The organism is Stenotrophomonas sp. a6 (assembly GCF_030913325.1).
Taxonomy (GTDB): domain Bacteria; phylum Pseudomonadota; class Gammaproteobacteria; order Xanthomonadales; family Xanthomonadaceae; genus Stenotrophomonas; species Stenotrophomonas maltophilia.
In genome coordinates this window covers 3,400,595-3,420,976 of sequence record NZ_CP133161.1, presented here as the reverse complement: position 1 = coordinate 3,420,976, position 20,382 = coordinate 3,400,595, and the positions used below count along the sequence as shown (strand labels likewise).

General features: G+C 68.2%; 13 protein-coding genes. 7 read left to right on the top strand and 6 right to left on the bottom strand.

Going from position 1 to position 20,382, the window contains the following annotated elements:
- Positions 1-23: 23 nt before the first annotated feature.
- From Q9Q79_RS15745 to Q9Q79_RS15725, 5 genes are all read right to left on the bottom strand, one after another.
- A complete protein-coding gene (locus Q9Q79_RS15745; RefSeq protein ID WP_062605819.1) occupies positions 24-1,049 on the bottom strand; it encodes a copper resistance protein B in 1,026 nt (341 codons plus the stop codon).
- Positions 1,046-2,854, bottom strand: coding sequence for a copper resistance system multicopper oxidase (locus tag Q9Q79_RS15740; protein ID WP_062605821.1), 1,809 nt, complete (start codon positions 2,852-2,854; stop codon positions 1,046-1,048). The genes Q9Q79_RS15745 and Q9Q79_RS15740 overlap by 4 nt, the downstream gene beginning before the upstream one ends.
- A 75-nt stretch (positions 2,855-2,929) precedes the next feature.
- Complete coding sequence (locus Q9Q79_RS15735; protein ID WP_201862566.1) at positions 2,930-3,310, bottom strand: CopL family metal-binding regulatory protein; 381 nt, start codon at positions 3,308-3,310, stop codon at positions 2,930-2,932.
- A gap of 154 nt (positions 3,311-3,464) precedes the next feature.
- A complete protein-coding gene (recQ, locus tag Q9Q79_RS15730) occupies positions 3,465-5,270 on the bottom strand; it encodes a DNA helicase RecQ (RefSeq protein ID WP_005410733.1) in 1,806 nt (601 codons plus the stop codon).
- Between the two features lie 545 nt (positions 5,271-5,815).
- Positions 5,816-6,364: a Dps family protein gene (locus Q9Q79_RS15725; RefSeq protein WP_005410730.1), complete on the bottom strand. Its 549-nt coding sequence runs from the start codon at positions 6,362-6,364 to the stop codon at positions 5,816-5,818.
- A gap of 86 nt (positions 6,365-6,450) precedes the next feature.
- Between Q9Q79_RS15725 and hrpA the strand changes: the two genes are divergently transcribed.
- Positions 6,451-10,536: an ATP-dependent RNA helicase HrpA gene (gene hrpA / locus Q9Q79_RS15720; RefSeq protein WP_201862568.1), complete on the top strand. Its 4,086-nt coding sequence runs from the start codon at positions 6,451-6,453 to the stop codon at positions 10,534-10,536.
- 72 nt (positions 10,537-10,608) lie between these two features.
- Here the strand turns inward: hrpA and Q9Q79_RS15715 are convergent, their stop codons facing one another.
- Positions 10,609-11,145 (bottom strand): hypothetical protein, encoded by a 537-nt coding sequence (locus Q9Q79_RS15715; RefSeq protein WP_012481055.1) that lies wholly within the window; start codon positions 11,143-11,145, stop codon positions 10,609-10,611.
- Positions 11,146-11,275: 130 nt separating this feature from the next.
- On the opposite strand from Q9Q79_RS15715, the gene Q9Q79_RS15710 reads away from it, so the two are divergent.
- The 6 genes from Q9Q79_RS15710 (at position 11,276) to Q9Q79_RS15685 (ending at position 20,169) form a co-directional block, all read left to right on the top strand.
- Complete coding sequence (locus Q9Q79_RS15710) at positions 11,276-13,432, top strand: bifunctional (p)ppGpp synthetase/guanosine-3',5'-bis(diphosphate) 3'-pyrophosphohydrolase (protein ID WP_043035705.1); 2,157 nt, start codon at positions 11,276-11,278, stop codon at positions 13,430-13,432.
- A 30-nt stretch (positions 13,433-13,462) separates the two neighbouring features.
- A complete protein-coding gene (locus Q9Q79_RS15705) occupies positions 13,463-15,034 on the top strand; it encodes a hypothetical protein (RefSeq protein ID WP_099484100.1) in 1,572 nt (523 codons plus the stop codon).
- Between the two features lie 63 nt (positions 15,035-15,097).
- Entirely contained in the window at positions 15,098-15,988 is an 891-nt protein-coding gene (locus Q9Q79_RS15700) for an NAD-dependent epimerase/dehydratase family protein (RefSeq protein WP_065184007.1), read from the top strand.
- A gap of 72 nt (positions 15,989-16,060) precedes the next feature.
- Entirely contained in the window at positions 16,061-17,113 is a 1,053-nt protein-coding gene (locus Q9Q79_RS15695) for a glycosyltransferase family 2 protein (protein ID WP_100443081.1), read from the top strand.
- 84 nt (positions 17,114-17,197) lie between these two features.
- Positions 17,198-19,636, top strand: coding sequence for a penicillin-binding protein 1B (gene mrcB / locus Q9Q79_RS15690; RefSeq protein WP_065184011.1), 2,439 nt, complete (start codon positions 17,198-17,200; stop codon positions 19,634-19,636).
- Positions 19,633-20,169 carry a hypothetical protein gene (locus Q9Q79_RS15685; protein WP_005414256.1) on the top strand — a complete coding sequence of 179 codons (537 nt, stop codon included), beginning with the start codon at positions 19,633-19,635 and terminating at the stop codon, positions 20,167-20,169. The genes mrcB and Q9Q79_RS15685 overlap by 4 nt, the downstream gene beginning before the upstream one ends.
- Positions 20,170-20,382: the final 213 nt, after the last annotated feature.

Below are 20,382 nucleotides of genomic sequence, written 5' to 3'. Positions count from 1 at the left end.
GGCCATTGCTCACGATCCGCTGCTCAGAACCACATGCGCACGCCGGCCACCCAGCGCGTGTCGCGCGCGTGGTCACCGGCATAGTCGGCGGTGTCGCCAAAACTGCGTTCGTGACTGATGCCGATGTAGGGCGCGAAGCGACGGCTGAACTCGTAGCGCAGGCGCAGGCCGGCCTCTACCTTGTTCAGGCCACGGCCGATGCCGTACTCCTGCTCGTCCTTGGCCGCAACGGTAGCTTCCAGCAGCGGCTGCAGGATCAATCGGTTGGTCAACAGCACGTCGTACTCGACCTCGGCCTTGGCCAACACCTGGCCGCCGGAGCCCATGTACAGCGTGGCCGAGCTTTCGAACTTGTACGGCGCCAGACCCTGGATGCCGATGGCCGCCCATGTGCGCGAGTCGGACGGGCGGAAGTCCTGGCGCACGCCGACCAGCACGTCCCACCACGGCGACACGCTGCGGCCATACAGTGCTTCCAGTGACGACGATTCGGTGCGGCCGCGGCTGCGTTCGCCATCGGTGCGCAGCCACAGGCGGTTGATGTTGCCGCCGACCCAGCCGGTGGCTTCCCATGCCTGGCCGTTGCTGCTCTTGCCATCCCAATGCTCAAGCCGGTCGATCAGCAGCAGGCTGTTGATCTCCGGCGCGTGTTCCATCGCGCCATGCGCGATCGGCGGGAAGGCGGCGGCGCGGTCGGCATCGGTCGGGACCGGGATCGGTTCGCGCGGTTCGGTGGGTGCAGGCGTGCCGTGGCCCATCGCCCCGTGGTCCATCTGCGAATGGTCCATCGCAGATGGCTGCATCGCGCCATGGTCCATCTTCGAGTGGTCCATCGTGGAGTGGTCCATGCCGGCCTGATCCGCCGCACCCATGTCCATCTCCGAATGATCCATCTTTGAATGATCGACCGGTTCGGCCGGGGCCTTCGCGCTCTTCGCAGGCGCGTTCATCGCGCCCATGTCATGGCCGGCGTGCGACTGCGCGAACACCGGCAACGCGGCGGCGAGGCCCAGGGCCAGCAGGCTGGGGGAAAGCAGTGAGCGGCTCATTCTTCGATCCTCACTTCGCGCATCATGCCCGCTTCCATGTGGTACAGCAGATGGCAGTGGTAGGCCCAGCGGCCGAGTGCATCGGCGCGCACGCGATAGCTGCGGCGGGTGCCCGGCGGCATGTCGATGGTGTGCTTGCGGACCTGGAACTCACCTTGCGCGTTTTCCAGATCGCTCCACACGCCGTGCAGGTGGATCGGGTGCTGCATCATGGTGTCGTTGACCAGCACGATGCGCATGCGCTCGCCGTAGTTCAGCCGCAGCGGCTCGGCGCTGGCGAACGGGACGCCATCGAAGGACCAGGAGAACTTCTCCATGTGGCCGGTCAGGTGCAGCTCGATCTCGCGGCTCGGCTCGCGGCCATCCGGGTCTTCGAACAGGCTGCGCATCGCGCCGTAGGTCAGCACCTGGCGGCCGTTGTCGCGCAGGCCGATGCCAGGGTCGTCCAGCTTCGGCTCGGTGGCCGAACTCTGCATGTCCACCAGCGGGTTGTTGCGCTCGCTGGCCGGATGCTTCGGTACCTTGCTGGCGGCACCGCCACCGTGCGCACCGTGGCCCATGCTGGCGCCGCAGCTACCTTCCGTGCCCTTCATCGCGGCCATGTCGTGGCCACCATGGCCACCACTCCCCATGTCGTGCCCCATGTCGCTCATCGTCAGCAACGGGCGTGGGTCGCGCGCGGGAATCGGTGCCTGCAGCCCGTGGCGTACCGCCAGCGTGCCGGCGGCGTAGCCGGTGCGACCCATGTCCTGGCAGAAAATGGTGAACGCATCCTGGCCGGTGGGTTCGACCAGCACGTCGTAGGTTTCGGCGGGAGCGATGCGGAATTCGTCGATGCTGACCGGGTGGATGTACTGGCCGTCAGCGGCCACCACGGTCATCTTCAAACCGGGGATGCGCACGTCGAAGTAGGTCATCGACCCGCCGTTGATGAAGCGCAGCAGCACCTTTTCGCCACTGCGGAACAGGCCGGTCCAGTTGCCGGCCGGGGCGGTGCCGTTCATCAGGTAGGTGTAGGTATGCGCGTTGATATCGGAGATATCGGTGGGCGTCATCCGCATCCGGCCCCACATGCCACGGTCGGACAGCGCCGCGGACCAACCGTCGCGTTTCGCGTCGCGCAGGAAGTCGGGCAGGGTGCGCTTGTAGTAGTTGTCGTGCTCGGCCAGCTTCTTCATGCGCCGGAACAGCGCGCCCGGGTCCATGTCGGTCCAGTCGGACAGCATGATCACGTGCTCGCGGTCGTGGTGGTACGGCGCCGGTTCGGCCGGGTCGATGATCAGCGCGCCGTACAGGCCGGCCTGTTCCTGGAACATCGAGTGGCTGTGGTACCAGTAGGTGCCCGACTGCTTCAGCTGGAAGTGGTAGTGGTAGGTCTCGCCGGGGCCGATGCCGTTGAAGCTCAGGCCCGGCACGCCGTCCATGTTGGCCGGCAGCAGGATGCCGTGCCAGTGGATGGAGGTCGGGTGGCGTTCCAGCGTGTTGCGCACGAACAGGTCCACGGTCTGGCCTTCGCGCCAGCGCAGGATCGGGGCCGGCAACGAGCCGTTGACGGTGATCGCCGGGCGGGTGCGGCCGGTGAAATTGGCCAGCGATTCGCCGATGGCCAGTTCGATGCGGGTATCGCTGAGCACGGCGGGGGCACCGGCCAGCCGTGGGGCGGCAGTGGCGGCGGCGAGCGCACGCTGCGGCACGCCGACAGCGGCGATGCCGGCGACCACGCCACCGGCGGCCAGGCCCTGCACGAACAGGCGGCGCGACGGCATGGGCACAGCGCCCGGACCGGGGGGATTGCGGGTATTCATGGTGGAGACTCCAGACACGGAAAGACGCCGGCAGGCCGCCGGCTCCGGTGCGCAGGGCGCACAGTGCGTGTGGAATCAGCCGATGGGCGGGCGTGAGATCGGCGGCAGCGGCGGCGACGGGCGGCCGGTGGCCGGCATCGGCTGCGGTGCCAGCGACAACGCCGGGCCGGCCATGAACGGCAACGCCTGCACCACCAGCAGCGGGTGCTGGGCGCAGCTGCGCACGCAGTCCTTGATCTGGCAGTGGGCGTCGTGGGCGGGGGCCTTGGTCTGCGGGGCCTGGTCGGCGTGCATGGCGGCGTGGTGGTGGCAGTCGGCATTGCCGCCTTCAAGGGCGGCTGCCGCGTGGGTCATCCGGCCCATTTCCTCGTGACCGCTGGCCATGGCCGCGTTCAGCCCGTTGAGCAGCAGGCTGAGCATGAGCACGACACGGAGCAGGGTCGAGGCGAGGGACATGGCGCTAATCTAGCCGCAAGCGGCCGTGGATGCACTTCCGGCTGAATGGTCGGTTCAAGGTTGGACCTGCACCAATGTAGAGCCGAACCCGCGCTCGGCTACTTCTGCGGCCACGGCAGCCGAGCGTGGGCTCGGTGCTACAGGGAGCGCGGCGTCAGCCTTCTTCGCGCACGATCTCGACCAGGCGCGGGCCGTAGCGGCTCAGCTTGGTGCCGCCGATGCCGCCGACCCGGGCCAGTTCATCCAGGCTGGTCGGGCGCTGCTCGGCGATGTTGCGCAGGGTGCTGTCGTGGAAGATCACGAAGGCAGGCACGTTCTGTTCGCGCGCCAGTTCGGCACGCAGGCCGCGCAGGGCGTTGAACAGTGCCAGGTCCTGCGGCAGTACCGACAACCCGGTGCGCTGCGCGCTGCGCTCGCGTCCGCTGGTGCTGCTGGCCGGGTCGCGGCGCATGCTGATCTGGCGGCGGCCGGTCAGCACGTCACGGCTGGCATCGGTCAGGCGCAGGCCACCGTGGCCCTCGCTGTCCACTTCCAGCAGGCTGGCGGCGACCAGCTGGCGGAACACGCTGCGCCAGGTGCGCGCATCCAGATCGCGGCCGATGGCGTAGGTGCTGAGCTTGTCGTGGCCCTGCTGCTTCACCTTCTCGTTCTCGCTGCCACGCAGGACGTCGATCAGGTGGCCGACGCCGAAGCGCTGGCCGGTGCGGTAGACACAGCTCAGTGCCTTCTGCGCCGGAATGGTCGCGTCCCACGAGGCCGGCGGCGTCAGGCAGTTGTCGCAGTTGCCGCACGGCTGGGGATAGGTCTCGCCGAAACCGGCCAGCAGCACCTGGCGGCGGCACTGCATGGATTCGCAGTAGCCCAGCAGGTGATCGAGCTTGCCCCGCTCCAGCTGCTTGCGTTCTTCGCCGGCCTCGGATTGTTCGATCATCTGCTTGAGCAGTACCACGTCGCCCAGGCCGTAGCACAGCCAGGCCTCGGCAGCTTCACCATCACGACCAGCGCGGCCGGTTTCCTGGTAGTAGCCTTCCATCGACTTGGGCAGGTCGGTATGCGCCACGAAGCGCACGTCCGGCTTGTCGATGCCCATGCCGAAGGCGATGGTGGCGCACATGACGATGCCGTCCTCGCGCAGGAAGCGGCGCTGGTTGTTCGCGCGCACTTCCGGCGGCAGGCCGGCGTGGTAGGGCAGGGCGTTGAAGCCCTGGCCGCAGAGGAATTCAGCGGTCTCCTCGACCTTGCGCCGCGACATGCAGTAGACGATGCCGGCCTCGCCACGGTGGCCGCGCAGGAAATCGGTCAGCTGCTTGCGCGCGTTGTCCTTCTGCACCACGGTGTAGCGGATGTTGGGGCGGTCGAAGGAGCTGACGAAGTGGCGTGCTTCCTGCAGATCCAGGCGCTCGGCGATCTCGCGCTGGGTCGGCGGGTCGGCGGTGGCGGTGAGCGCGATCCGCGGGATCTGCGGCCAGCGCTCGTGCAGTACGGTCAGCTGGCGGTATTCCGGGCGGAAGTCGTGGCCCCACTGCGACACGCAGTGGGCTTCGTCGATGGCGAACAGGGCGATCTGGCTGCGCGACAACAGCGACAGGAAGCGGCCGGTCAGCAGCCGCTCGGGAGCGACATAGAGCATGTCCAGCTCACCCGCGAGCAGTTCGCGCTCGACGCGGCCGGCGGTCTCGGCATCCAGGGTTGAATTCAGGTACTCGGCACGCACGCCGAGCTGGCGCAGGGCTTCGACCTGGTCCTGCATCAGCGCGATCAGCGGCGAGATGACGATGCCACATCCGTCACGCAGCAGGGCCGGGACCTGGTAGCACAGCGACTTGCCACCGCCGGTGGGCATCAGTACCAGGGCATCATGACCGGCAGCCACATGCTCCACGATGTCCTGCTGCGGACCACGGAAATCGTCGTAACCAAAGACGCGTTGGAGCAGGTCGTGCGCGGGACGGGAAGCCATCCGGCTAGTTTACCTCCCGGAGGCGGCGGCAGGGCTGCGCCCTGCACCTGCTACAAGCCAGAGCAACGTCAAAGGCAACAGCCGGCTCTGGGGTGATTCGTGGTTTGGTGGGGCGGTGTCGGAGTGCGGGGACGCCGCAAGTACGTCCGCGTAGGCTTGGCAGCCGCATCCATGCGGCTGACACCCCGCAATCCGACACCGCCCCACCTTCGACAGTTTCCCGCGGCCGTTGGTGGGTGTCGACCTTGGTCGACACCTCTGTCAGATATCGAATGAATTCATCCGTGTCGACCAAGGTCGACACCTACCAGAGCGGACGCCGTTCCAGCAGATCGCGGAAAACTGTCGAAGGCGGGGTGGGGCCGGTGGCAGGGGTGTCCGCGGCATGGATGCCGCGGCCAAGCCCCCATGGACGGGTTTACGGCGTCCCCTGCCACCGGATCCACCCCGCCAACCCTCAGGAAACCAGCTTCTGCTCTGGCTCTGGCCTTTGATTCAAGGCCTCTGCGGGTGCAGGGCGCAGCCCTGCCGAACACCCCCAACCCTTACTGGAGCAGGGAACGCAGCATCCAGGCGTACTTCTCGTGTGTCTGCAGCCGCTGGGTCATCAGATCCTCGGTCGGGGCGTCATCCCCCTTGGCCGCCACCTCCAGCACTTCACGTGCCGTACGGCAGACCGCTTCGTTGGCGACCACCAACTGGCGTACCATTTCACGCCAGTCCGCACTGTCGGTCAGGCCCGGTTCCTCGGCGATCGAGGTCAGCGCAGCGAATTCCCGGTAGGAGCCCGGGGCATTGAAGCCCAGCGCGCGGATGCGCTCGGCCACGTCGTCCAGTGCCGCCCACTGCTCGGTGTACTGCGTCTCGAACATGGTGTGCAGCGAGTTGAACATCGACCCGGTCACGTTCCAGTGGAAGTTGTGCGTCTTCAGGTAGAGCGTGAACGCATCGGCCTGGAACCGCGACAGACCGTCGGCGATCTTCTTGCGGTCGCCCTGGGTGATCCCGATATCGATGTTCGGTGCCGACGGTGCCGCCGCAGCAAGCTTCTGCTTGCCGGTCTTGGCCTTGGTCGTGCTCTTGGTCTTCGCCATGGGGTTCCTCCTTGTGGAATCGTTGGCCTTCACAATAAACCGGTCGTGATGACTGGTCGCTTTCAAAGTTTTGAACGAACCGATTGATGAACTCTATCGATAAAAATCCATCGCCCCGCCTGCGCCAACAGCGTGCCGCCATCGACGGCGCCATGAGCCGCGACCGGGGCCGTTTGCTGGGGATGCTCTCGCGTTGCCAGGCCAAGCCACAGGATGCGGCACTGGCCGCCACCTTCGAGCAGGCCTTGCAGGCGTCGGTGCAGCGCCGGCAGGTGCGGGCGCAACAGCAGCCGTCCATTACTCTGGACCCGCAGCTGCCGATTGCGCGTGAAGCCGACGCCATCATCGGGCTGATCCGCGAACATCAGGTGGTGGTGATCGCCGGTGAAACCGGCTCGGGCAAGACCACCCAGCTGCCGAAACTGTGCCTGGCCGCCGGCCGTGGCCAGGCCGGCATGATCGGCTGCACCCAGCCGCGACGGATTGCCGCACGTGCGGTGGCCAGCCGTGTCGCACAGGAACTGCAGAGTGAACTGGGCCAGCTGGTCGGCTACCAGGTGCGCTTCAATGACAAGGTCAGCGAAGACAGCCGCATCAAGTTCATGACCGACGGCATTCTGCTGGCGGAGATCGCCAGTGACCGCTGGCTGTCGAACTACGACACGATCATCGTCGACGAGGCGCACGAACGCAGCCTCAACATCGATTTCCTGCTGGGCTACCTGAAGCAGCTGCTGCGCAAGCGGCCGGACCTGAAGCTGATCGTCACCTCGGCCACCATCGACACCGAACGCTTCGCCCAGCATTTCGACAATGCGCCGGTGATCAGCGTCGAAGGCCGTACCTATCCGGTGGAAGTGCGCTACCGCGCGCTGGAAGGCGAGGGCGAAGACCAGGGCGAACGCACCGTCAACGACGCCATCGTGTCGGCCATTGACGAGATCACCCGCCTGGATGCGCGCGGCGACGTACTGATCTTCCTGCCGGGCGAGCGCGAGATCCGCGATGCGCACCAGTCGCTGGAGCGGCGCAAGTACCGTAATACCGAGGTGCTGCCGCTGTACGCCCGCCTGTCCAACCAGGACCAGGACCGGGTGTTCAACCCCGGGCCGAACCGGCGCATCGTGCTGGCCACCAACGTGGCGGAAACCTCGCTGACGGTGCCGCGCATCCGTTACGTGGTCGATCCGGGCTTCGCCCGCGTCAAGCGCTACAGTCCGCGCAACAAGCTGGACCGCCTGCACATCGAGCCGATCTCGCAGGCCAGCGCCAACCAGCGCAAAGGTCGCTGCGGACGTATCGCCGAAGGTATCTGTTACCGCCTGTACGCCGAAGCCGATTTCCAGGCGCGGCCCGAATTCACCGATCCGGAAATCCGCCGCTCCAGCCTGGCCGGGGTGATCCTGCGCATGCTGCAGCTGGGCCTGGGCCGCATCGAGGAATTCCCGTTCCTTGAGGCGCCGGACGAGCGTGCGGTGGCCGATGGCTGGCAGCAACTGACCGAACTGGGCGCGATCGACGCCGAGCGGCGCATGACTACCATCGGCAAGCAGATGGCACGCCTGCCGGTGGACGTGAAGCTTGCGCGCATGCTGGTGGCCGCGCAGGCCGCAGGCTGCCTGCGGCCGATGCTGGTGATCGCCTCGTTCCTGGGCATCCAGGACCCGCGCGAACGCCCACCCGAAGCGCGTGGTGCGGCCGACAGCGCGCACGCGCAGTTCGCCGATGGCCGCTCCGAGTTCGTTGGCGTGCTGCGCCTGTGGGATGCCTACCGGCAGGCCCATGAAGACCTGACCCAGTCCAAGCTGCGCGACTGGTGCGGACGTCATTTCCTCGGCTTCCTGCGCATGCGCGAGTGGCGCGAGCTGCATCGCCAGCTGCGGCTGCTGTGCGAGGAACTGGGCTGGAAGGAGGAGGCCAGCGAGGCGTCGATGGCGCCGTTGCTGGCCGGCAGCAGTGCGCCGGCCCCGGCGCGTGATGACGCGGCGGCGGTGAAAGCCACCCGGGGCCAGCTGCACCGCGCCGCGCGCCTGGCCCGCGAAGGCAAGGCGGAGACTGCACCGGCCCCGGTGGCCGTGCGTGCGCAGAAGGAACAGGCGCCAGCCGGCGGCGGCTTCAGCGAACGCGTGCGCGCCGCCGCCTACCAGACCCTGCACCGCGCGCTGGTGGCGGGCCTGCCGACGCAGATCGGCCACCGCACCGAGAAGGGCGATTTCCAGGCGCCACGCCAGCGCCGCTTCCTGCCGTTCCCGGGTTCGGCGCTGTCCAAGCGGCCGCCGCCGTGGCTGCTGGTGGCCAACCTGCTGGATACGCAGAAGGTGTGGGGCATGACCCTGGCCGCGATCGAACCGGACTGGGTGATTGCCGAGCTGCCGCACCTGCTGCTGCGCAAGCACTTCGATCCGCACTGGTCGCGCGCACAGGGGCAGGTGCTGGCCTCCGAGCAGATCAGCCTGTTCGGCCTGGTGCTGGCGCCGAAGAAGCCGGTGCATTACGGCCGCATCGAGCCGAGCGAGGCACATGACATCTTCGTGCGCCAGGCATTGGTGACCGGCGAGATCAACACCCGCGCCAGTTTCGTGGCCGACAACCAGAAAGTGCTGGAGGTCGCCCGCGAGGAGGAAGCCAAGCTGCGCCGCGCCGGCATTGTTGCCGACGAGGACTGGCAGGCGCGCTGGTACCTGGACCGGGTACCGCCGCAGATCCATTCGGCGGCGGGGATGGATACCTGGTGGAAGGGACTGGCACCGGAACAGCGCAAGGCGCTGCACTGGTCGCTCGCAGACTTGCTGCCCGGAGAGGGCAGTGAGCAGGAGCGCTACCCGAAATACCTGGCGCTGGGCCAGGCGCGGTTGCCGCTGCACTACCGCTTCGAGCCGGGTGCCGACGATGACGGCGTGACCCTGGACGTGCCGCTGCACCTGCTCAATGCATTGGACCCGGTGCAGCTGGGCTGGCTGGCGCCGGGCTTCGTCGCCGACAAGGCCTCGGCACTGATCCGCAGCCTGCCCAAGGCAATGCGTCGCAACTACGTGCCGGCGCCGGACTTCGGCCGCGCGTTCTACGAGGCGTTTCCGCAGCCCAGCGCCGATGCCATCACCGGCGAACTGGCGCGTTTCCTGTCACGTGCAACCGGTGCCACCGTGACCGCGCTCGATTTCGAGCCCGGTTCGATCGAGCCGCATCTGCACATGAACCTGCGGCTGCGCGACGAGCAGGGCAAGGTGCTGGCCACTTCGCGTGATCTGGACGCACTGCGCGCGAAATTCGGCGGTCGTGCCGGCGATGCCTTCGCTGCACGCGCTGGCCGCGAGATGGCGGCCGATGGCCTGCGCACGTTCCCGGCCATGCCGATACCGCTGCAGGTACCCGGTGAAGCCGGCGTTCCGGCCTATCCGGCGTTGCTGGACGAGGGTGACAGCGTGGCGCTGCGCATCTTCGCCGATCGGCAGCAGGCACAGGAGGCTCACCCGCTGGGCGTGCGCCGGCTGCTGGAGATCGCCCTGGCCGAGAAGGTCAAGCAGGCGCGCAAGCAGCTGCCGGTGGGCGCCAAGACCGGCCTGTTGTATGCGGCGATCGAGTCGCAGGAGCGCCTGCGTGGTGACCTGGTGGATGCGGCAATGAACGCGGTGTTGGCGGAGGGCCTGGAAGACATCCGCGATGCGGCGGCCTTCGAACAGCGCCGTGAGCATGCGGCCAAGGCCCTGTTCGGCGAGGCCATGTCGCGGCTGAAACTGGCCGAAACCATCCTGGCGCTGGTGGCGGAACTGAAGCCGATGCTGGAAGCACCGTTGATGGGTTGGGCGCGCGGCAACCTGGACGACATGGAAGCGCAGCTTTCCGGGCTGATCCACCCCGGTTTCCTGCGCGATACGCCGGCCGACGCGCTGGCGCAGTATCCGCGTTACCTGAAGGCGATGATCCTGCGCACCGAACGCGCCAAGCGTGATCCGCCACGTGACCAGGCACGCATGCTGGAACTGCATCCGTTCCTGGAAGCGCTGGAAACGGCAGAGCAGCAGGGCCTGCGCGATCGCCCGCAATGGCAGGCACTGCGCTGGGACCTGGAAGAGCTGCGGGTGTCGCTGTTCGCGCAGGAGCTGGGGGCACGTACCGGCATTTCGGCGAAGAAGCTGGCGCAGCGGGTGACGGCACTGCGCCAGGCCTCGTAACCCCCGACCGACCCCGCCGGACGATGACCGGCGGGGTACGGTGGGATGTCATCCACGCGTGGCGTGGATCCACTACTTGGAGCGGCGCACCTTGGGCTGGCTGTTCACGCCTTCCACCTTCATGTACCACACGCCCATCACGCCGGGCTTGATGCTGACCTTGGGCGATTGCTTGCGCACGCCGACCACGCTGGTGCTGTCGGTCTGCTCCCATTCCTGGCCGTTGTCCAGCACGTAGACGCGGCCCTTGCCGAAGCCACGGAACTCGCCCTGCAGCACGCCGGTGATCGGCTCGTTGCTGCCGAAATCGAAGAACCCGCGGTTCTTCACGATCACTTCCTGGCGGCCCTGTTCGCGGGCTTCTTCGCGTACCGCTGCCACAGCCTGGGTCGTCGCCGCTTCAACCTTGCCCTGCAGCCAGCGGTTGAGCGTGGCCAGTTCCTGCGCGCTCAGCTTGTCCAGGCCGGCCGCCTTGAATTCGGTCGGCGACATCTGCTGCTGCAGGTCACCGTCCACCACGCGCTGGGCCAGCGCAGGCGCCGACAGGGACAGCAGCAGTGCGGCGCAGGCCAGCAGCCGTGGACGGAAACGTGGGGCGATCGAGGGCATGGCGGAACTCTCCTGGGTTTGCCGGCGAGTGTAGCGGCATGTCTTCATGCCGGGTGATGGTGGCTGCGGTGATTGTCCCTGAACGGCGCCGGCGCTAGTGTAGGAACCTCTGTCTTGCCTGCTCGATGCTGTGAACCGCGCTTCTGTCCCCGGCCTGGATGCCTTGTTGAACCGTCCCTCCGCCGCGGTGCTGCCCGCTCCGCTGCGCCAGGCCCTGCGCGAACACTGGGAAGCACCGGAGTGCGACCACCAGATGCGCGCCAGCTGGTCGGTGCTGGGCGATACCCTCGATGCACTGTCGATGCTCTCGGCCGACGAAGGCGCGGTGGTTGCCGCGCTGTTGTTCGACCTGCCCGGCCTGCGCGCCAGCCTGGACCAGCTGCCGCTGGGCAACCACAAGGCGGCGGTGATCGGCCTGCTCGACGGCCAGGACGCCGCCGATCCGGTCTGGGCGCTGCATGCTGGCCGCGAGGCCGGGCGCAACAGCGAGGGCCTGCGCCGCCTGCTGCTGGCGATCATCCGCGACCTGCGCGTGGTGCCGATCCTGCTGGCCCGGCAGCTGGCGAGAATGCGCGCTGCCGACAAGCTGGACGACGAGCAGCGCCGGGCGCTGGCGCAGCTGACCCGCGACATCCATGCGCCGCTGGCCAACCGGTTGGGCATCTGGCAGCTGAAGTGGGAGCTGGAGGACCTGGCGTTCCGCCACCTGGAGCCGGAAACCTACCGCCGCATCGCGCGCGAAGTGGACGAAACCCGCGTGGCGCGCGAGCGCTACGTGCAGAACGTGAAGAAGCAGCTGTCGCGCGAGCTGGCCGCACAGGGCATCCATGCCGAAGTGAGTGGCCGCCCCAAGCACATCTACAGCATCTGGCGGAAGATGCAGAAGAAGCGGCTGGCGTTCGACCAGCTGTACGACATCCGCGCGGTGCGGGTGATGGTCGACGACGTCGCCGCCTGCTACGCCGCGCTGGGTGTGGTGCATGCGCTGTGGGCCCCGGTGCCGAGCGAGTTCGACGATTACATCGCACGCCCGAAGGCCAACGACTACCGTTCGCTGCACACCGCCGTGGTCGGCCCGGAAGGGCGCACGATCGAAGTGCAGATCCGCACCCACGAGATGCATTCCCAGGCCGAGCTGGGCGTGGCCGCGCACTGGAAGTACAAGGAAGGCGGCAAGGGCGCGGAAAAGTCGTTCGATCGCAAGATCACCTGGATGCGCCAGCTGCTGGAGCAGGCGCAGGACGGGCAGGGCAATGAACTGGCCGGGGCACTCGACGCCGAGCTGACCGAGGACCGGGTCTATGCGCTCAGCCCGAAGGACGAGGTGCTGGACCTGCCCCAGGGGGCCACGCCGCTCGATTTCGCCTACCAGGTACATACGATGGTGGGCCACCGCTGTCGCGGCGCCAAGGTCAATGGCCGCATCGTGCCGCTGACCTATCGCCTGCGCAGCGGCGACCGTGTCGAGATCCTCACCGGCAAGGAGGCCGACCCCCGCCGCGACTGGCTGATGCCCGCGCTGGGCTTCCTGGCCAGCAACCGCTCGCGCGAAAAGGTACGCAGCTGGTTCCACAAGCTGGACCGCGCGCGCAACGTGCAGGCCGGGCGCGAACTGCTCGAGCGCGAGCTGAAGCGCCTGGGGCTGCAGCATTCGGATCTGGCGGTGGCGGCGAAGAAGTTCCATGCCGACAGCGTTGACGACCTCTACATCCAGGTGGCGCTGGGCGACACCGGCCCGAACCAGGTCAGCCGTACGCTGCTGGAAGCAGAGCGCGCGGCCAGCCAGCCGGCCCCTGCGCCGGCGCTTCCGCGCCCGACCGCCCGCCGCGAGAACCTGGGCAAGTCCAAGTTCACGGTGCAGGGCGTGGGCAATCTGCTGGTGCAGCTGGCGCGCTGCTGCCAGCCGGTGGCCGGCGAACCGATCGTCGGCTACCTCACCCGTAGCCGTGGTGTCACCGTGCACCGGGCAGACTGTGCCGCGCTGGCCCGGCTGGCGGCCACCAGCCCGCAGCGCATCCTGCCGGTGGAATGGGGCCAGGCCGGGGGCGGCTACGAGGTGGACGTGGTGGTCAATGCGGTCGACCGCCGCTGGCTGCTGAAGGACATCACCAACCTGATCGCCCAGGAAGACGCCTACGTGCTCGACATCCACAGTGACAACGTGCGCAACAGTGGCCGTGCCCATCTGCGCCTGAGGCTGAAGGTCAGCGACTACGACCAGTTGTCGAACCTGCTGGGCAAGCTGGACGCGCTGCCGGGTGTGAGCGAGGCGCGTCGCCTCGGCTGAGCTTCACGCCGCCCCGGCTACCCTGCACGCATGGAACGCGAGCCCCCGCATCGCCCGCATGGCGCTGAACACCCTGCGCTGGATCGCGTCCGCCGCGAAGGCCGCTGGTGGTGGCTGCAGGCACGTCATGCGCGGCGGGTCTGGCGATGGGCGCTGGTCGCGGCGCTGGCGGTGTTCGTGCTGCTGGTGCTGCTGCGCAAGCCGCTGGCCGACTGGTTCTGGGACGAGCCGCAGATCGAACAGCTGCTGGTCGAAGGCGATCGCGCGCTCGCCGCCGGCCGGCTGAGTGCGGCCGACGGCAGTGGTGCGCGGGAGCGCTACCAGGCGGTGCTGGCACTGGATGGCGATCGGCCGCAGGCGCGCCAGGGCCTTGCACGAACCGCCGCGGCAGCACTGCAGCAGGCCCGCGACAAGCTGCAGGGCGACGATCTCGAGGGCAGCGCGCAGTCACTGGCGCTGGCCCGCGAGCTGCAGGTGCCGCAGGGCGACGCCGACGCCGTGGCCCGCCAACTGCAGGCGCGGCGTAGCGCCGGCGCCGGTATCGGCGCGTTGCTGGCCCAGGCCCGCAATGCGTTCGCGGCCGGCCGGCTGGACGATGGCGACAGCAGTGCGTTGCCGCTGTTCCAGCGCATCCTGGCACTGCAGCCGGACAACCTGCCCGCTCTGGAGGGGCGCGAGGATGCACTGAGCGATCTGCTGCAGCATGCGCGCGCGCTGGCCGGACGCGGGGAACTGGCTGAAGCCGCTGCGACGTTGCAGCGCGCGCGCCTGTTCGATGCAGGCCACGCCGATCTTCCCGCCAGCCAGGAGGCCCTGGCACGGGCGGTCGACGAGCGCTTGCGGCAGGCACAGCGCGCACTTCAGCGACAGCAGCTGGAACGTGCCGCAAAGGGGTTCCTGGCCGTGCTGGCGGTGGCGCCGGACGATCCCACTGCCCAGCGGGGCCGCGAGCAGGTGCTGCAGGCGGTGCTGGCGCGAAGCCAGATCCAGGCCGACGATTTCCAGTTCGAGGCGGCGCAGCGTGATGCCGTGCTGGCCGAAGCACTGGGCGCTTCGCAGGCGGCACGACAGCAACTGGTGCAGCGCCTGCAGCGTGCACGGCAGGCCCGGGAGGCACTGCAGCAGCCCGCAGTGAGCAACGCGCAGCGTGAACGCGAGCTGCGCGATCACCTGCGCCGGATCGAACGCGCCGAGCGCGCAGGCCAATGGATCAGCCCTCCGGGGCACAGCGCATTCGATGCCCTTCGCGAAGCACAGGCGCTGGCACCGCGCGATTCACGGGTGAAGGCCGCGGCCGCGCGCCTGCTGCCTGCCAGTCGCCGTTGTTTCGACGACAACCTCCGGCAGAACAGGGTGCAGGCTGCAGGTGCCTGCCTGCAGGCCTGGCAGACGTTGTCTCCCACCGCCGGCGGCCTGCCTGCGGCCCGCCAGCGCCTCGCGCAGCGTTGGATTGCGATTGGCAGCGAACGATTGGGCAACGGAGATGTCGCCTTTGCCGAACGCGCGCTCCAGCAGGCGGGCGAGCTTGGCGTCGGCCCTTCCAGCAGCGAGTACCAGCAGTTGCGGCAGCGCCTGCGCGACATCGGGGTGTCGTCGCCCTGAGCCCGCCGCTGCCGGAGGGACCGCTATAGTAGCCACCCCTCGCAACATCCCCACGGAGTGCCGATGACCGTCCTTGTTTCCGGAGCCACCAGCCAGATCGGCCGGTTCCTGCTGCCGCGCCTGGTGCAGGCGCATGGGCGGGTACAGGCGGTGAGCCGGCAACCGCAACCGGCACAGGACGGCGTGCAGTGGCTGTGCGGGGACCTGGCGGCTGCGCTGGACAGCGTGCCGTCTCCGGACTGGCAGGCGATTGCCAGCTTCGGCCCCCTTGAAGCATTGGCGCAGTGGTTGTCGCGGCAGACGGCGGCCCCCGCGCGGCAGGTCATCGCCACCAGTTCGATGAGCGTGCTGAGCAAGCAGAATTCCGAGCAGGCCGACGAGCAGGACGTCGTGGCGATGCTGCAGCGGGGCGAAGCGGGCCTGATCGCGCAGGCCGAGCGCCTTGGCATGGGCTGGACGATCCTGCGGCCGACCCTGATCTATGGGGCCGGCATCGACCGCAGCATCACCCCGATCGTGCAGCGTGCGCTGCGTCTGCGCCTGTTTCCGATTCCGCTGGTGGGAGGCCTGCGCCAACCGGTGCATGCCGACGATATCGCCCGCGCCGTGGTGGCCTGCATCGCCACCGGTGCAGCGTCGGCACGGGTGCTGGAAATCGGCGGTGGCGAGCGCCTGCCCTATCACGCGATGTTCCGCCGCGTGCACGCCAGTCTGGCACAGCCGACATTGGCGCTGCCGTTGCCGGGCGCGGCACTGCGGGGCCTGGCCGCGGTGCTGCCGCGGGCGCGTGGTCCGGTGTCACGCCTGCAGCAGGATCTGATTGCGGACAATGGCCCGCTGCAGGCGCTGCTGGACGTACATCCGCGGCCATTCCAGCCCGACGCTGGCACGTGGCGACCGATGAGCGCGGCCCAGGCCGTGCAGCGGATCGCTGCGTATCCCGGCAACGGCTAGCCAGCCACCATATCCATCCTCTTGGGGGGCTCTGCTACCATCCCCCGGCCCTTGTTTCCGCGAGTACGTTCGATGCCTGACGCGCCATCCCGATCGGCCCCTGCCGAGCGCATTGGCGTCGCGCTGTGCACCTACAACGGTGCGCGCTACCTGCAGGCGCAGCTGGACAGCATCCTCGACCAGGATCTTCCGGTGAACGAAGTCATGATCGGCGATGACGGTTCCAGCGACCAGACGCTGCAGCTGCTGCAGGCCTTCGTGCCGCGTGCAAAGGCGCTGGGCATCCGTGTCGAGATCGTCCAGCACGCGCGCAATCTCGGCTATGTGCGCAATTTCGCCGATGCACTGATGCGTTGCCAGGCCGACATCCTGTTCCTGTGCGACCAGGATGATGTCTGGCATCCGGGGCGTGTCCGCCGCTACGTGGAGCGCTTCCACGCCGATCAGGGCCTGTTGCTGCTGCACAGCGATGCATGGCTGGTGGACGCGCAGGGCGCGCCGCTTGGCCAGCGGCTGCTGGAGGTACTGGTGGTCCATCCGGCCGAGGTCGAGCTGGAACGCTCGGGCCTTGCGATCGACGCGATCCTGCTGCGCAACTTCATCACCGGTGCCACCTGCGCGCTGCGCCGCGGGCTGCTGGCCGGATCGCTGCCGGTCCCGCCGGGCTGGAGCCACGACGAATGGCTGGCGGTCCACGCATCGCTGCGTGGAGGATTGGACATGCTGGCCGAACCGACCATCGACTACCGGCAGCATGGCAACAACCAGATCGGTGCCAGTCGCCGCGGTTTCCTGCAACGCCTGCGCCATCTCGATCTGTTCGATTCACAGGCGCGCCAGCGCACGGCCGGGCGCCTGCTGGCCCTGGCCGATCTGCTGGGGCAGCGCGGCGTGGTGGTGGCGCCGGAGCGCTTCCAGGGACTTCACGCGCTCGCCTGGCGCATGGCCTGGTCGCGCCTGCAGCTGTATCGCCGTGTGGATGTGCCGGCAGGCTGGATCGCCCATGATGCGCCGCGGTTGATCGCACGCCTGGCCAACGTCTGCCTGGCGGGGGGCGGCTGGAAAGGGGGCTGGGCAGCGCTTGCGGGCGCGTGGGCCGGGTGGCGGGCGCCGCGCGCTGCTTGAACTGCAGTGAAACCGCGGGCCATCGCCTGCCAGCCACCGCGGCGCCTGCGTTAGACTCGCCAGACCCTACCTGCCTGCATGCCCGTGCCCCGACGCTACGATTCCGACGACATCGACGATTTCGACGACGACCAGCAGGACGACAGCCCGCTGTGGCGGCGTCGCCTGATCACCTGGAGCATGGCTGCGGTCGCGTTGGGATTGGGCTTCCTGATCCCTTATACGCTGTACCTGAACCAACAGGTGACCCAGCGCTTCGGTGAACTGCGCTGGCAGATCCCGACCCGGGTATATGCGCGGCCGCTGGTGCTCACACCCGGCAAGGCAATGGACGCGGCGACCCTGAAGACCGAACTCGCCGCATCTGCCTACCGCGATGACGGGCAGGGCAAGGAGCCGGCGACCTATGCGGTGAATGGCGGGCGCTTTGTCATTTCCAGCCGTGGCTACAACGATGTGGATGGCCGCGTCGCACCGCGCCGACTGGAACTGTCGCTGGCAGACGGTGCGGTCGCGTCGCTGCGTGATGCCGACAACCGCAAGGCGCTGAAGGCTGCGCGCCTGGACCCGGCACGTATTGCCACCCTGTACGGGCAGAAGCAGGAAGAACGCCGCCTGATCCGCATGGACGAGGCGCCGGACCTGCTGGTAACCGGCTTGCAGGCGGTGGAGGACAAGGACTTCAACCGTCACCACGGCATCGATCTGTCCGGCATCGCGCGCGCGGTGTGGGTGACGGTCCGTTCCGGTGGCCAGAGTCGCCAGGGGGCGTCCACGCTGACCCAGCAGCTGGCCCGCAGCGGCCTGCTCGGGATCGGCAAGGAACAGACGGTCACCCGCAAATTCAACGAAGTGCTGTACGCGCTGATCATGGAGGCGCGCTACGACAAGCGCACCATCTTCGAGGCCTATCTCAACCAGGTGTACCTGGGCCAGCGCGGCAGCCAGGCCATCCACGGCATGTCTTCCGGCGCCGAGTTCTGGTTCGGCCGTGACCTGCAATCGCTGGAAACCGAGCAGATCGCGCTGCTGATCGGCCTGGTCAAGGGCCCGTCCTACTACGATCCGCGGCGCAACCCGGAACGCGCGCTGGATCGCCGTAATTTCGTGCTGGGCAAGCTGCATGAGGCGACGCTGATCGACGATGCCGAGTACCAGCGTGCGCTGAAGGCGCCGCTGGGCGTGCCCAAGACGCCGGGCCTGGTGGCGGCCAACCGCTTCCCGGCCTATGTGGACCTGGTTCGCCGCCAGCTCGGCCATGACTATCCGGAATCGGCGCTGCAGGGCGCCGGCCTGAGCGTGATGACCGGCATGTCGCCGTCTGCGCAGGCCTATGCCGAAGGCGCGGTGACCCGCACCATCAAATCGCTGGAAAGCAAGCGCCGTCCCGAACTGCAGGCCGGCATGGTGCTGACCGACGTGCACAACGGTGACGTGCTGGCGGTGATCGGCAGCCGTGAGGTGTCCGAGGTGGGGTTCAATCGAGCGATCGAAGCACAGCGCCCGGTCGGCTCGCTGTTGAAGCCGTTCGTGTACCTGCTGGCGCTGGCGCAGCCGGACCGCTACTCGCTGGCCAGCTGGGTCGACGATTCGCCGGTGACGGTGCAGCTCGGCCGTGGCCGCAACTGGAGCCCGGGCAACGCGGACAACCGCAGCCACGGCACCGTGCGCCTGATCGACGCGCTGGCGCATTCCTACAACCAGGCCACGGTGCGCGTGGGCATGCAGGTCGGCCCCGAGCGTGTGACCCAGCTGATCCACGTGCTGGCCGGCATCAAGGCCGAAGCGAATCCGGCGGTGATCCTCGGTTCGACCGACCAGAGCCCTTACGCGATGGCACAGCTGTACCAGTTCCTCGCGTCCGGTGGCGAAATCCAGCCATTGCATGCGGTGCGTGGCGTGCTCGATCCGCAGGGCAAGCTGCTCAAGCGTTACGACAAGACCCCGGCACCGGCCCAGGAAGGCGATTCGATTGCCGCCAACCTGATCAGTGTCGGCCTGCAGCAGGTGGTTGCCAGCGGCACCGCGCAGCGGCTCAACGCCGATGGCCTCAGCCGCCTGCAGCCGGCCGGCAAGACCGGTACCACCAACGATGGTCGTGACAGCTGGTATGCCGGTTACACCGGGGATCACCTGGCGGTGATCTGGATCGGCAACGACCAGAACGAGCAGGCTGGCCTGTACGGTGCCACCGGCGCGATGCGGGTCTGGTCGGGCATCTTCCAGCGTCTTCCCAGTGCGCCGCTGCGGGTCAGCAACAAGGGCCTGGACTGGCAGCCGGTGGCCGCCAGCGGCCTCAACACGACCGACGAGGGCTGCCCGGGAGCGCGCCGCTTCCCGTTCGTGGTCGGCTATGCGCCGGCCTATGCGCCCTGTGCACCGGCGGTGTCGCCGGACGGGCAGGGCGAGGCCGAAGGCGAGGGTGGCGGCTGGCGCAGCTGGTTCGGCCTGGACCGCAAGCCGGAAGCGCCTGCCGAACCTGCCGCGACGCCCGCCGCCGCCACTCCTCCCCCGAGCCGATGATGCCGATGAACATGCGATCCCTGCTGCAGCCCCTGGCCCTGACCGGCCTCAGCCTGGCCCTGGCCGCCTGCGTGAGCAGTGCGCCGCCGGTGGTCAAACCGGTCGATACCACCACGCCGGCGCAGCGCCTGGCCGCAGTTGACGCAGCCGCTGGCCCGGATGACAAGGAGCTGTCGGTGCAGCCGTTGCGTGATTCGCAGGTGGAAGATCTGCGGGTGACCGCGCAGGCACAACGCCAGGCCAACGATCTGGCCGGTGCCGCCAGCAGCCTGGACCACGCGCTGGAAATCGTCGCCGGTGACCCGGCGGTGCTGCAGGAGCGCGCCGAGCTGGCGCTGCTGCAGGGGCAGTGGGCACAGGCGGAGGCGTTTGCGCGCAAGGCGGTCGACCTGGGCTCGAAGACAGGGCCGCTGTGCCGCCGGCATTGGGCGACGATCGAGCAGTCGCGCCTGGCGCGGGGCGAGAAGGAGAATGCGGTGTCGGCGCATGCGCAGATTGAGGGCTGCACGGTGCCGGGGATCAAGCGGTACTGAGGTATTCCACTCCATCGGGCGCTGCCCCCTCTGCGGCAAGCGCTCGCACTGATGGATGGTCGTGATGGGCCGTGTGGGTGGGGCGTGCAGGACACGCCGTAAACCCATCCCTGGGGGCTCGATGGCGCCATCCATGGCGCCAACGGTCCTGCACGCCCCACCCACCCGGTCCGCCATACATCGCGCGGGCCGCAGGCAAGAACAAAATCAAAA

Coding starts and splice junctions, on each gene's coding strand:
- Q9Q79_RS15700 (WP_065184007.1), top strand. CDS start 15,098: ATGACCGTCCTTGTTTCCGGAGCCACCAGCCAGATCGGCCGGTTCCTG.
- Q9Q79_RS15715 (WP_012481055.1), bottom strand. CDS start 11,145: ATGCCCTCGATCGCCCCACGTTTCCGTCCACGGCTGCTGGCCTGCGCC.
- Q9Q79_RS15735 (WP_201862566.1), bottom strand. CDS start 3,310: ATGTCCCTCGCCTCGACCCTGCTCCGTGTCGTGCTCATGCTCAGCCTG.
- recQ (WP_005410733.1), bottom strand. CDS start 5,270: ATGGCTTCCCGTCCCGCGCACGACCTGCTCCAACGCGTCTTTGGTTAC.
- Q9Q79_RS15685 (WP_005414256.1), top strand. CDS start 19,633: ATGATGCCGATGAACATGCGATCCCTGCTGCAGCCCCTGGCCCTGACC.
- Q9Q79_RS15695 (WP_100443081.1), top strand. CDS start 16,061: ATGCCTGACGCGCCATCCCGATCGGCCCCTGCCGAGCGCATTGGCGTC.
- Q9Q79_RS15740 (WP_062605821.1), bottom strand. CDS start 2,854: ATGAATACCCGCAATCCCCCCGGTCCGGGCGCTGTGCCCATGCCGTCG.
- hrpA (WP_201862568.1), top strand. CDS start 6,451: ATGAACTCTATCGATAAAAATCCATCGCCCCGCCTGCGCCAACAGCGT.
- Q9Q79_RS15705 (WP_099484100.1), top strand. CDS start 13,463: ATGGAACGCGAGCCCCCGCATCGCCCGCATGGCGCTGAACACCCTGCG.
- Q9Q79_RS15725 (WP_005410730.1), bottom strand. CDS start 6,364: ATGGCGAAGACCAAGAGCACGACCAAGGCCAAGACCGGCAAGCAGAAG.
- Q9Q79_RS15745 (WP_062605819.1), bottom strand. CDS start 1,049: ATGAGCCGCTCACTGCTTTCCCCCAGCCTGCTGGCCCTGGGCCTCGCC.